This window comes from Methanococcoides methylutens, assembly GCF_000765475.1.
In the GTDB taxonomy this organism is placed as follows: Archaea; Halobacteriota; Methanosarcinia; order Methanosarcinales; family Methanosarcinaceae; genus Methanococcoides; species Methanococcoides methylutens.
In genome coordinates, this window is sequence record NZ_JRHO01000014.1 from 223,985 (window position 1) to 238,915 (window position 14,931).

Genomic DNA, 14,931 nt, shown 5'->3' on the forward strand with positions numbered 1-14,931 from the left:
GAATCTAAAAAATATAAGATTTCATTGTTTAGTACGAAACCATGTCGGAAACTATTTATTTAATACAAAGAAAACTAGCTCCCTTAACATATCTAAATAAACAGATCAACGTTATTTTTCAATAATATAATAAAATAAATTTATTATTAATATCAATACATTTTTTGATCAAATGAGGTTATACAGATGAATGTTCTAATCGTTGGTGGCGGCGGCAGAGAAAATGCTATCGCAAATGCTGTTGCAAGAAGTGAACGCAATCCCACTATGTTCTCAGTTATGGCAAAAAAGAATCCGGGAATTGCCAGCTTGTGCGAAGATGTGCTTTTAGTTAAAGAGACAGAAGTGGAAAAGGTAGTCGAGTACGCAATATCAAAGAACATCGAAGTCGCTTTTATCGGACCGGAAGCACCTCTTGCAGCCGGCCTTGCCGATGCCCTTGAGGATGCAGGGATCGGGGCTGTCGGACCCAGAAAGGATGTCGCACGCATCGAGTTCGACAAAGCATGGGCACGCAATTTCATGAGGGACAACAACATCGATGGCTGTCCTGCATTCAAGGTATTCTCCAGTGAGGAAGGACTTGAGGACTACATTGAGGAATTGGGCAACGTTGCGATCAAGCCAGCAGGACTTACAGGAGGCAAAGGCGTCAAGGTCATGGGCGACCAGTTACCTGACACAAAGGCTGCTTTTGAATATTCAAGATCATTACTCGATGGTGACAATCTTGTTGTGGAAGAAAACCTGATCGGCGAGGAGTTCACATTACAGGCATTTGTTGATGGAAAGAACCTTGCATTCACACCATGTGTGCAGGACCACAAACGTGCCTTTGAGAACGACCTCGGACCAAACACCGGTGGCATGGGATCATATTCCAGCGCTGATGAGCTTCTTCCTTTCATGAACGTCGATGATATCGAACCTGCAAGGGAGATCATGAAGGCAACCGTGAAAGCCCTCCATGAAGCAACAGGCACGCCATTCAAGGGAATCCTTTACGGCCAGTTCATCCTTACAAAAGACGGACCAAAGGTAATCGAGTTCAATGCAAGATTTGGTGACCCTGAAGCAATGAACGTGCTTCCACTGCTAGATACCGACATGGTTGATGTCATGTCTGCAGTTGCCAATGGAACACTTGATGAGCTGGATGTGAAATTCGCTCACAAGGCAACAGTTTGCAAGTATGCAGTACCTGCAGGATATCCTGATGAGCCAACAAAGGACAAGGAAGTTATCGTTGGTGATATCGGTGATGCGATATTGTTCTATTCAAGCGTATATGAAAAGGATGGAAAAGTTTACACCACCGGCTCCAGGGCTGTAGCTGTCGTGGGTATCGAGGACACCATCGACAAAGCTGAGAAGATCGCACAGAATGCACTTGAGAACATTATTGGAGACCTTCATTTCAGAAGTGATATTGGAAAGCCTGAGCTTATCCAGAGAAGAATAGACCACATGGAAGAGATCCGTGGTTAACTCTCGAAACTGAGTTGATAACATGAAACATTTACTATCAATGACCGACCTGACATCCGATGAGATCATCGAGATCCTTGATATGGCAGAAGACCTCAAGGAGAAGAGGGTACGCGGAAAGGTCACAGACCTGCTTAAGAACAAAAGCCTTGCGATGATATTCGAAAAATCATCCACAAGGACAAGGGTTTCATTCGAGGTTGCTATGAGCGACCTTGGAGGACACTCCATTTACCTTAATTCAAGAGATATACAGATCGGACGCGGCGAAACCGTTTCAGACACTGCCCAGGTGCTCTCCCGCTATGTTGCAGGGATCACTGCAAGGGTGAACAGCCACAAGACCGTTGAGGATCTTGCTGCTCATTCACAGGTACCGGTAATTAATGCACTTTCCGACCTTGAACACCCATGCCAGATACTGGCGGATTTCCTGACCATCCGTGAATACAAGAACAGCCTTAAAGGATTGAAGTTCGCATGGATCGGTGACGGTAACAACGTATGTAATTCACTTATTCTCGGCTGTGCTCTCGTTGGCATGGAGATCGCTGTTGCATGTCCTGAAGGCTACGAGCCAAATGCAGACATCGTAGCAAAGGGAAGGGAACTTGGCGGAAATATTAACGTCACGAACGATCCGCAGGAAGCCGCAAGGGATGCAGATGTATTGTATACCGATGTGTGGGTATCCATGGGTGATGAGGAAGAGAGGGACAAAAGGCTAAGCGACCTCGCAGACTACCAGATCAATTCCGAACTGGTCGCTCTCTCAAAACACAACGTGATCGTTATGCATTGCCTGCCTGCACACAGAGGCGAGGAGATCTCAGCAGAGGTTATGGAAGGACCTCATTCCGTGGTATTTGACCAGGCAGAGAACCGCCTGCACGCACAGAAGGCTCTTATACTGAAACTGATGGCATGATATGCCATCCACATTTTCTTTTTTCTTCCATTGAGAAGGCTTTGTCCAATTTTAAAGCCGTTGTCCATTTTGAGACCACATTCCATTTTACGCATCAGTCGCCGATTAGAAATGGGTTAGGTTATATATGAACGACAACAATCTATAAATTAGATCAAGAGTCCTGTTTCTTCTTCTCTTGATCGACTCCTTTATTGACTCTTTTGAAGACCGGGGCATTCAAGACAACCTCCGAACCTCTTTTGAAAACCTCCCCGGATCTTTTTTCAATACAATACCAAATACTTTCTAACTTATTTGATCCAAATCAGCAAATTGCCTAACGTTCTAAATTAAGGGAAAGAGATATTAGTTATGTTGGTTATATATGCATATTGGTGATAGATATGTGGACATTCTCAAAATTAAGCAAAGAAAATATGGATGCAATTAGTGCTGCAGAAGGAAAACTGGGCATAACCCTTATCGCTTTCTCTGATGAGGACATCAAATATGCAGAACTCGATGATGAAGGCGTCAAAGAAGTAAAAGAGCTGGAAAAGAAATTAGGCCTTTCCCTTGTAGCTCTTGAAACAGACTAAAAGTGGATGTAACACCTTACACCCCTCTCTTTTTCTTTTTTCCCAATATTAAAGACATAGTTCTCTAAAAAGAACTCTATTTCTCGAAACCATAAAGAAAAGAACAGTTGTTCTACATTCTATAGCTGGTTCCAGGCAACCAAATCAAGCCAACAGATTTCCATAACCACAACGCTTAATAATGAAAAACACTACTATTGGCTAACCACGTTGCGAGGGTTGCCCAGCCAGGCCAAAGGCGCTAGGTTCAGAGCCTAGTCTCGTAGGAGTACAAGGGTTCGAATCCCTTCTCTCGCACCAATTCTTTTAAGCTGTTTTATTGGCAATAGTATATTTGCCAGATGTTTTACCTATCCAAAAGATCTTTCTGCGTTTTTAGAACAATCCGATAAAAAAAGATATAAAAGTTGATGCTCTAAAAATAGTTATTAGAACATTGAATTGTTTTGATTTGGAAGGTTACAAATGAAGCTAGAGTGGAGTAAGGATAACATCGTTTTTAGCTATTGTACAGAAGCAGACCTAAAAGAGATAGCAGAAATGCTTTCTAAGGAAAGTGTTTGCAAGTACATGTTCTTCGGACCAACTACAGAAGAAGATACAATTGCCTATTTTTCACCACTTATCAGCTCAATAGAGGGATCCTTAAAAGAAGATAAGATACCGCACATCAATGTATTCACGATCAGGGAAAAGGACACGGGTAAATTTATAGGCCAATGTGCCTTGTTCCCGATAGAGTTCACCAATGGGAATTACCTCATTGGATACCAGATCGATGATAGCCAATGGAGAAAGGGATATGGAAGTGCTGCCTGTGAGTTCCTTGTATATTATGCATTCAATGTACTTGATGCATTCAGGATCACAGGTGATTGTACAGAAGGTAATGTGGCCTCTGAAAAAACAATGAGAAGATCAGGTTTCCAGTCGGAAGGAAGACAAAGAAAATACTGGTCACATAACGGCAAATGGCATGACAGGCTTCTTTTCGCTTTATTGAAAAAAGATATTTCCAAAGAGAGAATGGAAGCATTGAAAACCACATACCAATGATAGTGAGTAACACGGAATCAAAAGTATCCCAAGATCAAGCTGAGCCAAAGACAATATTTCAGGGATATCCGACACCAGCAAAAAACATATATTACTTGCAGTAATTAATTAGAATAGATATATATATTATTGAGAATGCTTTGTAGTTACAGGTGATGATACAATGAGTCGTATAACTGGACTAAATCCCCCTTCGTTTACGGTTGTCCCAAAAAAGTTTGCAGACAGAGTATTTAATGCTATTTTTGTTAGTGGGGAACATTCCATGTCCAAGGGTCTCTACAATTGCTCGGGCGGTTCCTCTAGATCTTCAGTTGCAGAGAACATAGTTGATGGAAATTAAGGAATACAAAACCCACCATCGAAATAATACCCAAAAGGATCAACATGCTACATTATTTCTTCTTCAATGGTCTGAAATAATGAGAGCCTTCCTTGAGTTCACCAGTTTCATTATCAATGAACGGCTGAGAAGAAGCCTTTCAGAAAATCGCATGATAGAGCGAGATCTTCTCCTTTACAGCTATTGCCTGCTCGCGTGGAATGATTATAAAAATACTCTCGATGAAGCCGTTGCTCCATCTGTGTACCTTTTCACCAGTCCCAATACACCGAATATGCATATGGTTATATAAAGGTGGATAGTACTAGTGAATTCTTCAAAAACGAAAATGAGTGAATTAAATGGTAAAAATAAAAGGACACGAGATCGATCCCATCATAATAAAGAGTGCTGGCAATCGAAGAGCTATGCAATTTAAGAATAATATTATTACTGTATTAAGAAAGATCGGCATTAACGAAAATGATATTGATATTCCTCTCGAACGTCTCGCGATGAAAAAAGCTAAAGCTTCTGCAACCTGGTATCTATCAGACCATCGGATGCATTACAGTCATAACCTGCAAAATAAATATGTCGAAAATCTTCATATCCTATCCAGGGTCATTGAGATCGAAATCGATAGAGTCCTTTCTGAAGAAAAAACACTATCGGATTTTATATTAGAGTTTAAAGAAGATTCTGATGTTTATAATAAGCGAGCAGAGGCACGAGAATTTTTTGATTGTGACCATGATGAGACCGATTTTGAGATCATTAATAAAAAATACAAATTGATGGCAAAAGAATTGCACCCGGATATGCCAACTGGGGACACTGAAAAATTCAAGAAGCTAAATATTGCACACAAGATACTGAAGAGAGAATTGACATAAGATCTCTTCAACTTCAAATTATTAAAAAATATTTTAATTTTCATTGTTTAATTATGCGACTACCTCCAATCTTGTCATTTCAACGAGTATAAGTAGATCAATACTTTTCTTTCTCAAAAACTCGGCCTTGATATCTTCCAATAATTATATATTAAATCACACACCTTTTTTTAGCGGGGAAATGCAATTCGGGGTATTGCAGATTTTCTGGATCAATACAGATTGAAGTTCGTCTTTGTGCTGAAATTCATACTGAGACCTATGCTGAAATGTTGACGAATGGACATGATACAGAAAATCGCAATCTATCAGAAAGGTAATGGCCAGGACATTTGCTATTACCAGCCTATTGCACCCTACAAGCAAACTGAACAAGCAGCTTCAATAAGGTACTAATCAAGATCTGAATATTTCATAAATAACAATGGGAGTGAAAATAAATGGACAAGATGAAGAAAATGGGTCTATTAGGGGCAACAGCTTTGATCGGTGCAGGACTGGCAGCACTATCAGAAGAGAAGATCAAGGAATTAGTCAAGGACAAGATCGAAGAAGGCACAATGAGCAAAGAAGAAGGAAAGATGCTCGTTGAAGACCTTGTGAGTGAAACAAAAAAGCAGAAGCTTAATCTGGAAAAGAACATCATTGAAAAGCTACACTGTACGATCAAGATGGCTGATCAGGAACTGGAAAGCCTTTCAGATAAGATCGATGAAATGAAGATCCAGGAACTTGAAGCTGAACTTGACAAGATGAAAAGTATGAGGAAGGCTAAAAATTAAATAATCAGGTCACTGATAGTTGATCGGCATGAAAGCCACTTACTCTTTCTTTTTTTACTTGATCCCTATTTAGCATTGATATTGTTCGTATCATACTACTAATTCGATCTATTTCGGAAAATCGGAGGAATATCATGAAAGTTGTAGCATTCAACGGAAGTCCCAGAAAAGAAGGAAACACATCACACCTTGTCGGACATGTACTGGAAGAACTTGAGAAGGAAGGAATTGAAACTGAGATGGTACAGATTGGTGGTAATGCTGTTCGTGGCTGTACCGCCTGCATGAAATGTTTTGATAAAAAGGACAAGCGTTGTGTCATTGAGAATGACATTGTCAATGAGTGTATTGAAAAGATGATCGAAGCCGATGGTATAATAATTGCAACTCCTACATATTTTGCAGACCTGAGTGCAGAAACAAAAGCACTGATCGAAAGAGCCGGATTTGTTGGTAAAGCAAACGGAGAGCTTTTCAAACGTAAGGTCGGAGCAGCGGTCGTGGCTGTGAGAAGAGCAGGCGCACTCCATGCTTTTGATTCTATCAACCATTTCTTCACGATATCTGAAATGATAATCCCGGGTTCGAGCTACTGGAATGTAGGAATAGGCCTCACGCCAGGAGATGTGGAGTCAGACGGAGAAGGAGTTCAGACCATGGAAACTCTTGGTAAGAACATGGCATGGCTAATGGAAAAGATAAGAGATTGAAAGTCTGCAAAACAGACATTCTTTTTACGGTACCATAGGGAATGTTTCCCCATCGTCTTTTTTAAGTAATATATTGAAATTTATACATACAGTCATCATGCTTATATGTTTTTAAATATATAAAATGAGTAGCATATATAATTTTGACAGGGAATAAAGCAGGAGGAAAATATCATGGGATGGTTTGATGTCGTTGCGGGTGTTTGTACAGGCGGTTTATACACTCTCGGAAAAGCTGCTTACCAGGCAGGTAATGCTGCAGAGTCTGCCGGAGATGCAGCAGAACAAGCAGGACTGGCGATCGCAGTCATTGGTTCAACAATTGAAGCTGTGGGAGAACAGCTGGAATCAACACTTAAAGAAGCAGAAGAGCTGCTGACAATAAAAAGAATGACCCCAAGGGATGAAGATGATCTCTGGGATGAAGAAAAGGACAGGCTGAGTGCACTTCGACAGGAAGAGACACGTCTTGTGAACAAGCTTACCGAAATGGGAGTCGAAGACACAAACGATTTCAGCTTTGATTTCTGGGACATGATCAGTGATATGCAGAATGTCATTAAGAAGTTCCAGATAATGGCAAGGCTTGCAACTGTCAGGAAAGAGATCCATGACATATTCTATCAGGAACCGGGCGTCCTTGCCAACAGTATTTATAATGCCAAAGAAGCACTTGAGCGCTTCAATACCATTGAACAGCCAATGATCGAGGACATACTGGATTCCCTTGATGACAACTTGGAGGTCAGCGAGGAAGTACTTCAGGAAGTCAAAAAACTTTTTATTACGAAAAAGAAGGTTCCGGTTGCTATCACAGAACTCAGCCCCAGCATACAGGCCCATCTGGAAATGCTCCAGAAGGACAAGCAGTATTATCAAGGCCTGATCGCCAGAAAGGACACGGTCACTGCCCAGCTTTCAAATGTCATCGAGCAGTTCCCGGAGAAGAAGTTCGATATAAACATGGGGTCCATTGGTATCGCCGGAGCAAACATCCATGCAGGAGATATTGTACATGAAGGGACTCATGTAGGAAACCTCGGAGACATAGTAGCAGAAAAGCCATACAAGGATGATATTGTCAGGGAAGAAGATCGAACCGATATTAGAAATGCAGCTACGGATATCAGGCACGAAAGAATAACTGATGAGGATCTCATCGAAAAGGAAGAACCACACCGAGCCGATATCGAAAGAACAGGTACAGCGATCAGACATGAAAGGATAACTGACAATCATTTCATCAAGAGAGCAGAGAGAACCTCCGGAACGGATATTGACAGGGAAATTTCAAGAGACATGGCCGTAGAAGAACGTGAAATGCGTTCAGCAGCAGCCACTTACACTCCCGAGGCAGCAAAAGCCAGCATGGAGAACATGCATAAATTCAACATGGCTGTTGCGAAATCTCCTAAATACTCAATGCTCACAATGCAGCCACATGGTGCGAAAATATCTGCATCCCTTAGCACAAAATTCGATGGATACCAGAGAAACTACGACCTGCTCAAAGCCCAGAAGACCTTCTACTACAGACAGTCCCTGAAGCTCGAAAGGAAGTACGAACTCCTATCAAATAAGTGGGTGGAAGAGCCCGGAATAATCCCGAAGACGCTGGACGAACTTCACGGAGTGCTGGAAAATGTCAGGACAGAAGAGCAACCACGCATAGACCAGCTCCTTGACAACCTGAACGCGAACCTGACAGAGTCCCAGGAGACCCTTTCAAAAGCGAATGACACAATGGATTCCGTCCAGAATGCTCTGTCCTTCCTGAACATGGATACCGGAAAGATCAAGATGGGTGTCATGGTCATTGGCGGACTGGTCGTGCTCAACCTTTTAGTTGGACTGATAGTGCTGATCCGCATGGCACTTGGGTTCTAAGACTTTTTGTGGATTTATGGCGGGTGGTTTTTAGCCATCCGCTTTTCCATAAGGACACACGAGGTTGCAGATGGTGCATGATACAAAACCAAAATTGGAGATCTGTTGAAAGTGTTTTGCCCACTTATCTTCGAGATCCTTGTCAAATTTATGCGCCACCACGCACTTATCGCGGATCACCTTCTCACCGGGAGCTACCCCCTGAGAAGGACCTGGAATTATAGCCTGATATGGACAACTTTTGACACATATTGACCTTTCCTGACAGCGTGGTTGCTCTGCACAAAGATCATGAGCATATGGCTCATCCGGCTCGAGTTCTGCATCGGTCAATACTGCTATCCATCGAACTCTTGGACCATACTCAGAAGTTATTACCTGAGTATTGTGTCCGATAAAACCTAATCCTGCAAGATGTGCTGCTACCTTTATGTGTACATCATGGCTTGGTGTGGCATTATAGCCCATATCTTTAAGCCAGGATACGAGCCTCCAGGCACGAGCTTCGGTTACTTCATAATAAAGGATATGACATTCAGTATTTTCAGCCGATGATGACCCAGTATTCTATATAGCAGTATTCATTCCGTTATCACTTATAGCCATACCCAGAACAAACAGGGACCTTGCATCCGACATGACCTCAGATGGTCGCATAAGTCCGCGACCGGATGGAAATTCAACTTTTTCCAGCTTATTGATATCTGAAACACCAAAGAGCTGGAACCCCTCGGATAAAGCCTTTTTTGAAATCGAGGGCTTGCCCATAAAGTCCTCTTGACCACAAACTACGCAATTTGACCACAAAGTGCTACAGTTGACCATAAAGTCAAGTGGTATTACCATCTATTATTATCGATTCCTGAAAAATGTATCAAATTTCAGCATTTGTAATTCACAGTTGTCATATTTGTCCGATGTATTGATATACTACCAACTAAAATATATTCCCAATGTTGAGGAGTTGTTATAGATGCAAGTGAAATCACATCACATTTTTTACATTATAATGGCAATTGGTTTTTTAACTATGGTCACAGGTAGTGCTGCGGCAGATACGATTATTGTCGACGATAGTGGGACTGTAGATTATACTACCATACAGGCAGCCATCGACGCTGCAAATAATGGTGATACGATCTTTGTTTATCCTGGGAAGTATTCAGAAAACGTTGATGTAAACAAAGAATTAGCAATAGTTGCGGAATCTGGAAATCCAGATGATACGGCTGTTCAAGCCGCAGACTCAAATGATTCTGTATTTCATGTGACTGCAAATAACGTAACAATCAGCGGATTTAACATAAAAGGTGCCAATAGCACTGAAAAAAACAGTCCTGCCTATGGAATATATCTTGATGGAGTTCCTGTATTTGTTCCCGTAAAGGATACTGAGGTCCAAGGTTGTATTATTACTAACAATCGATTGTTCAACAATAGCATAGGTGTCTTTTTGGAGGGATCCAGCAATAATGTACTGAGTAATAATACTGCGTCAGGCAACCGTATCGCCATCTTTTTGTCGAGTTCCAACAACAGCGAACTGAGTAATAATGCTGTACTGAACAATGAAGGAGGCATCCTTATGTATGGAGGCTCTAATAACACATTTAACAATAACAACATTTCGAACAACGGGATTGCTATTGTTTTGCACTTTTATAGCAACGACAATACGTTTATCAATAACAGAGCTTCGGACAACGAACATGGTATCTACATTAGAGAAGCCTCAAATCTCACACTTATAAATAACACTGCAAACTTCAACAAACGTGACGGTATCTACCTTGATTCTTCTCATTACAACGTGCTGGAAGGCAACACAGCAAATTCAAACGGTGAACATGGAATCTATCTTAATGATTTTTCCTGGGGCAATTATCTGGGAAACAACACTGCTTCGAATAATGAGCACGGAATCCTGTTGTATTATTACAGCGACCATAACTCATTGATCAATAATACTGCAAATTCGAACGAACAATATGGTATCTATCTGAATGAAATCAGTAACAACAGTATCGAGGGAAACACTGCAAACTCGAACAAAGTGCATGGGATATACCTTAAGTCTTCCACCTTCAATACGATCATTGATAATACTGCAAACTTGAACGGTTATCACGGTATCAATCTTAATCAATCCAATAATAAAAGAGTGAATACCGATGTCATAACACATGATTTCAAATATTGCAAGTTCCTTGAAGATTCCAGCAATAACAATACCGTGAGTGGAAATCATCTATTCGACAATGGCAAAGGTCTCGTTGCAAATGTTTCTGAAAATAACATCGGTATCAACTACATCAACGACAGGGGAATTGCTGAGATGCCTTTCATCGGTTCCGTGCTGACATTGATTATGGTGGGAATCGCATTCATGATTATGAGAAGAGAATAAGATGCAACAGACTTGATAAAGAGACTGTTGAGAGTATGGGAAATGCTTAATTTGAAAACTATTAGGAAATTTGGTATAATCTTGTTGATTCTTGCATCTTTAGTGACTGCAGGATACATATTCGGAGATCATTTTACGAAAACAACCGAAATTCCAGATGAGAACAGAATATTTGAGAAAATCGATTATGACATAAGAACAATTGATAGATTCTCCTGGTTATTGAATGATTATGAAATTGTAGTTACCAATCCTGAAAAATTTAAGACATCTGCTGCCAATGGTACCGTGGAATTAAGATTGCTGGATGAAGATGTTGAAGTGGAGCTCCAGGAAACGATTACGTCCACTAATCCAGATATATCTTCACGTATCAAGACTTACAAAGGAAAAGTTATTGGAAGCTCAGACAGCTCTGCCCTATTAACAGTAGCAGATGATGTTATATTAGGCAAAATCGATACTGGATCTAAATCTTATTACATAGAGCAAACCAATAAAAAATATGATGGAAAAGTTGTCCATGTCATCTATAGTTCGGGTTCACTCAGAGCACCATTGCTTGGTTATGCGGTTACTTGTTTTGAAAGAACTATGAGTAAATTCATACCAAAAAACCAAAAGGGAGAATTGAATTTCACAGTCATTCCTGAAAAGACAATCGTTCTAAAGAACGAAACATTTGATATTCACTTAACATTGACAAACATTGGAGAAAATACTATCAATGTCTGGAATATGGAAGAACAAGTGAGTTATGATATTCATTTCTATGATTCAAACAATAATGAAGTCTGGTATGAGTGCGGGGTAATTTCAAGGGTTAGGTTAACAAATGAAGCTCTCGTAGAACTTCGACCAGCTCAATCCATCAATGATACGAGAAGCTCAAAATGCTGGAATTTGACAGAGGGAGAATACACACTTAATGCAGTGTACCATACTTCTATGGGCGAATCCATCACTGAGCCTTACTGGGTAGGAGAAGTGCAATCCAATAATGTAACGATAATTGTAGAATAAAAGATGTATTATTGGATAGGATTCACAAAAACACATCAATGGATGTTATGTTTTGCATCTTGTCCGAAAATTTATGTTGTTGTCCAATAAGTGTTCTATTTTTCGGGCAAAGTGGTAATATTGATGAAATTTGAATATCACATTTTACAACCAAATAATGATTTTCTGTCCTTGTAATAGTCGGAAATTGGTTGCCTATATGTAATTTGACCACAAAGTAGGCTATTTGACTATAAAGTGGGGCATTTGACCACAATGTAGGGGACTTTATGGGCAAGCCCTGAAATCGATCCCTTGAGATCCATGAGTTCGGTAGAAGGGATTCAAAATTATAAATGAATTCATTATAGAATTTATTTGGATTGTTGTAAATTGGATGTATAATTTGGGGTATTAATTACATTCTAATTGCCTGAGGTCTTGTCCTTCTTGTCCACTATGTACCAGATAGGGAGGAATGTATATATATATGAAAAAAAATGGTAGGGCGCCAAAGTTCATATTTGTTAAAAATCATACAATCTGAGTTTATTGAAATGGAATTAAGTAATATATCCCTGGGAAAAAAAGTATTTTTATATGTTACCTTAGGTGCTTTTTTAGTTCTGTCTGTATCTGCAATAGTTAGTATTTCTACAGTAACAGATCAACAGGAGGAAATGGCATATCAGCAGTCCATAGAACTTACCAAGAACTATGCAAATTATTTCGATGGTAATGCAAGAACAAACCAAGGTATTGTTAAAACGATCTCAACAGCAATGAGCAATTACGATTCAGCTGACAGGGATGAGGTCAACGATATGCTAAAAGGCATACTTCTGGAAAACCCCCAGCTGGTTGGAGTTTATGTTGGTTATGAACCAAATGCTTTTGATGGGAAGGATGCTGAATTTATAGGAGAGGAAGGTCATGATGAGACTGGACGGTTTATACCATTCTGGAACAGGATAAACGGTCTAATCAGTGTTGAACCTCTTGTGGATTATGAAACTTCAGAATATTACCAGCTTCCAAAAAAACTCAAACAAACCGTGGTCATAGAACCTTACTTTTACCGGGGAATACTGATGGTGAGCTATGATTCTCCTATTATCAGAAATGGTGAGTTCGTTGGAATTAGCGGGGTTGATGTGTCGCTAGAATATTTTGACGAGGTTGTTTCTAATATTGATGCTTTTGAGACTGGTTATGCTTTTGTTACAAGTAATAGTGGAATGCTATTGTCCCATCCGGAGCATAAGGAATGGATTGGTACAAAGACGCTAAATGACTTTGGTGTTCCAGAAATATCGGAGATGGCAACCGACATCAAAGAGGGGAAGAGTGGATACATCGAAACAATGGACCCTGACACGGGCAGAGAAATTGTGATGTTCTATGAACCTATTAATGAAGGGACCTATAGTTTTGTACTCTGTGCTCCAAAAGATGAAATGCTTGCAGGAGTAACGATTTTAAGGAATCGGCTCATCTTTATGTCGCTATTTTCAATTATTCTAGTGGGCGGGATCGCTTATATGATCTCACGGTCGACAGACCAGACCATAAAAAAGATGCTAAATGATTTTAAATTGATATCCGATAATGCATTAACTGGAAATTTTGATACAAGGGCTGATACCAATGTACAGGTTGATTTTAAGAAGATTCCTCTGGGCCTCAATCAAATGCTGGATAATATGAACAAGCTTACAAAGAGCAATGAAAAAGCAATTGTTGCTTTGCAGAGATCGGAATCTAAATTCAAATCATTTTTTAATAATTCTAATGATCCAATTATAATATACGATTCAGAAGGTACCATATTGGAAGTAAACGAAGTTGCTTGTGAATTCACAGGTTACAGCCGGGATGAAATACTGAGTATGACATTAAAGGATCTGGATTCTTCTGAATATGCATCAAAAGTATCCGATAGTATCAAACAATTACACGAGGATGGACATGCTATATTTGAAAGCATGGCTATCCGTAAGGACGGTACTCCCATTCCTATAGAAACAAGCAACCGTATTATTGAATATGCTGGCAAGCCAGCCATAATCTCCACTGCAAGAGATATTAGAGAGCATCAGAATGCAGTGGAAGCAATGCTAAAAGCAAAACTCGCTGCCGAAGATGCAAGCCGGGCCAAGTCAGAGTTCATCTCTAATATGAGCCATGAGCTAAGAACTCCTCTTACTTTGATCATCGGATTCTCTGATATACTTTCCAGTGAAAATTACGGCTCTTTGAATGAAGATCAGAAGAAATACATATCTAATGTTCTTAGACATGGAAACCATCTTTTGGAGCTGATCAATGATCTTCTTGACCTCTCAAATATCGAAAGCGGAAAAATGGAAGTTCAGATTAATGAATTCTTTGTATCCGATGCTATTGATGAAGTAGAAGCATTGATGGTACCTATTGCATCAAAGAAGGACATTGACCTGACATCTGACATCGATATTAAAGTGTCTACCATAAAAGCAGACATGCAAAAATTCAAGCAGATCCTTTACAACCTCTTGAGCAATGCCATAAAGTTCACAGATGAGGGAGGATCAGTGACAATCGAAGGAAAAGTCTCAGAGGACTTTGTGCATATTTCTGTAAAGGACAGTGGTATCGGCATTTCACCAGAAGACCAAGATAAACTGTTCAACCATTTCTATCAGGTGGATTCTTCAACTACCAGAGACTATGAGGGCACCGGCCTTGGCCTTGCACTCGTCAAGAAGTTTGTTGAAATGCATGATGGTGAGATCTGGGTCGAAAGTGAAGTTGGAAATGGAAGTACCTTCACATTCGCAGTTCCTATTGAGGGCAAAGTTCAATAAGATCCTATTCAGGAGTATTAGTGACA

The 14,931-nt window shown here is 40.2% G+C and carries 13 protein-coding genes and 1 tRNA gene; 12 read left to right on the forward strand and 2 right to left on the reverse strand.

All coding sequences use genetic code 11. From position 1 onward, the window contains the following. The first annotated feature begins 186 nt into the window (after window positions 1-186). From purD to LI82_RS08335, 9 genes are all read left to right on the forward strand, one after another. Complete coding sequence (gene purD / locus LI82_RS08285) at window positions 187-1,488, forward strand: phosphoribosylamine--glycine ligase (protein ID WP_048194949.1); 1,302 nt, start codon at window positions 187-189, stop codon at window positions 1,486-1,488. Window positions 1,489-1,510: 22 nt separating this feature from the next. Next, window positions 1,511-2,416: an ornithine carbamoyltransferase gene (argF, locus tag LI82_RS08290; RefSeq protein WP_048194951.1), complete on the forward strand. Its 906-nt coding sequence runs from the start codon at window positions 1,511-1,513 to the stop codon at window positions 2,414-2,416. 377 nt (window positions 2,417-2,793) lie between these two features. Next, window positions 2,794-2,997 (forward strand): hypothetical protein, encoded by a 204-nt coding sequence (locus LI82_RS08295; RefSeq protein ID WP_236622748.1) that lies wholly within the window; start codon window positions 2,794-2,796, stop codon window positions 2,995-2,997. A 212-nt stretch (window positions 2,998-3,209) separates the two neighbouring features. Further along, a tRNA-Leu gene (locus LI82_RS08300) sits at window positions 3,210-3,297 on the forward strand. A gap of 165 nt (window positions 3,298-3,462) precedes the next feature. Beyond that, on the forward strand, window positions 3,463-4,053 hold the full coding sequence (locus tag LI82_RS08305) for a GNAT family N-acetyltransferase (RefSeq protein WP_048194955.1): 591 nt from the start codon (window positions 3,463-3,465) through the stop codon (window positions 4,051-4,053). Window positions 4,054-4,737: 684 nt separating this feature from the next. Beyond that, the gene (locus LI82_RS08320) at window positions 4,738-5,271 is read left to right on the forward strand and encodes a J domain-containing protein (RefSeq protein ID WP_048194961.1); all 534 of its coding nucleotides are present in this window, start codon (window positions 4,738-4,740) and stop codon (window positions 5,269-5,271) included. 440 nt (window positions 5,272-5,711) lie between these two features. Then, window positions 5,712-6,053, forward strand: a complete 342-nt coding sequence (locus tag LI82_RS08325) for a hypothetical protein (RefSeq protein ID WP_048194963.1) — start codon at window positions 5,712-5,714, stop codon at window positions 6,051-6,053. 134 nt (window positions 6,054-6,187) lie between these two features. Continuing rightward, window positions 6,188-6,763 carry a flavodoxin family protein gene (locus LI82_RS08330; RefSeq protein WP_048194965.1) on the forward strand — a complete coding sequence of 192 codons (576 nt, stop codon included), beginning with the start codon at window positions 6,188-6,190 and terminating at the stop codon, window positions 6,761-6,763. Between the two features lie 174 nt (window positions 6,764-6,937). After that, a complete protein-coding gene (locus LI82_RS08335; protein ID WP_048194967.1) occupies window positions 6,938-8,650 on the forward strand; it encodes a hypothetical protein in 1,713 nt (570 codons plus the stop codon). A 30-nt stretch (window positions 8,651-8,680) separates the two neighbouring features. On the opposite strand, the gene LI82_RS13420 is transcribed toward LI82_RS08335, so the two are convergent. Beyond that, window positions 8,681-9,118 (reverse strand): 4Fe-4S double cluster binding domain-containing protein, encoded by a 438-nt coding sequence (locus tag LI82_RS13420; RefSeq protein ID WP_236622718.1) that lies wholly within the window; start codon window positions 9,116-9,118, stop codon window positions 8,681-8,683. Between the two features lie 99 nt (window positions 9,119-9,217). Beyond that, entirely contained in the window at window positions 9,218-9,418 is a 201-nt protein-coding gene (locus LI82_RS13425; protein WP_236622719.1) for a hypothetical protein, read from the reverse strand. Window positions 9,419-9,623: 205 nt separating this feature from the next. Here LI82_RS13425 and LI82_RS08345 point away from each other — a divergent pair, with 205 nt between their 5' ends. From LI82_RS08345 to LI82_RS08355, 3 genes are all read left to right on the forward strand, one after another. Then, entirely contained in the window at window positions 9,624-11,057 is a 1,434-nt protein-coding gene (locus LI82_RS08345; RefSeq protein WP_048194968.1) for a right-handed parallel beta-helix repeat-containing protein, read from the forward strand. 42 nt (window positions 11,058-11,099) lie between these two features. Then, on the forward strand, window positions 11,100-12,080 hold the full coding sequence (locus tag LI82_RS12515) for a hypothetical protein (RefSeq protein ID WP_052402842.1): 981 nt from the start codon (window positions 11,100-11,102) through the stop codon (window positions 12,078-12,080). Window positions 12,081-12,739: 659 nt separating this feature from the next. Continuing rightward, window positions 12,740-14,905: an ATP-binding protein gene (locus tag LI82_RS08355; protein ID WP_052402844.1), complete on the forward strand. Its 2,166-nt coding sequence runs from the start codon at window positions 12,740-12,742 to the stop codon at window positions 14,903-14,905. Window positions 14,906-14,931: the final 26 nt, after the last annotated feature.

Bases quoted from the DNA above. Each gene is read 5' to 3' on its own strand.
- purD (WP_048194949.1), top strand. From the start codon at position 187: ATGAATGTTCTAATCGTTGGTGGCGGCGGCAGAGAAAATGCTATCGCA.
- argF (WP_048194951.1), top strand. From the start codon at position 1,511: ATGAAACATTTACTATCAATGACCGACCTGACATCCGATGAGATCATC.
- LI82_RS08305 (WP_048194955.1), top strand. From the start codon at position 3,463: ATGAAGCTAGAGTGGAGTAAGGATAACATCGTTTTTAGCTATTGTACA.
- LI82_RS08320 (WP_048194961.1), top strand. From the start codon at position 4,738: ATGGTAAAAATAAAAGGACACGAGATCGATCCCATCATAATAAAGAGT.
- LI82_RS08325 (WP_048194963.1), top strand. From the start codon at position 5,712: ATGGACAAGATGAAGAAAATGGGTCTATTAGGGGCAACAGCTTTGATC.
- LI82_RS08330 (WP_048194965.1), top strand. From the start codon at position 6,188: ATGAAAGTTGTAGCATTCAACGGAAGTCCCAGAAAAGAAGGAAACACA.
- LI82_RS08335 (WP_048194967.1), top strand. From the start codon at position 6,938: ATGGGATGGTTTGATGTCGTTGCGGGTGTTTGTACAGGCGGTTTATAC.
- LI82_RS13420 (WP_236622718.1), bottom strand. From the start codon at position 9,118: ATGGGCTATAATGCCACACCAAGCCATGATGTACACATAAAGGTAGCA.
- LI82_RS13425 (WP_236622719.1), bottom strand. From the start codon at position 9,418: ATGGGCAAGCCCTCGATTTCAAAAAAGGCTTTATCCGAGGGGTTCCAG.
- LI82_RS08345 (WP_048194968.1), top strand. From the start codon at position 9,624: ATGCAAGTGAAATCACATCACATTTTTTACATTATAATGGCAATTGGT.
- LI82_RS12515 (WP_052402842.1), top strand. From the start codon at position 11,100: ATGCTTAATTTGAAAACTATTAGGAAATTTGGTATAATCTTGTTGATT.
- LI82_RS08355 (WP_052402844.1), top strand. From the start codon at position 12,740: ATGGCATATCAGCAGTCCATAGAACTTACCAAGAACTATGCAAATTAT.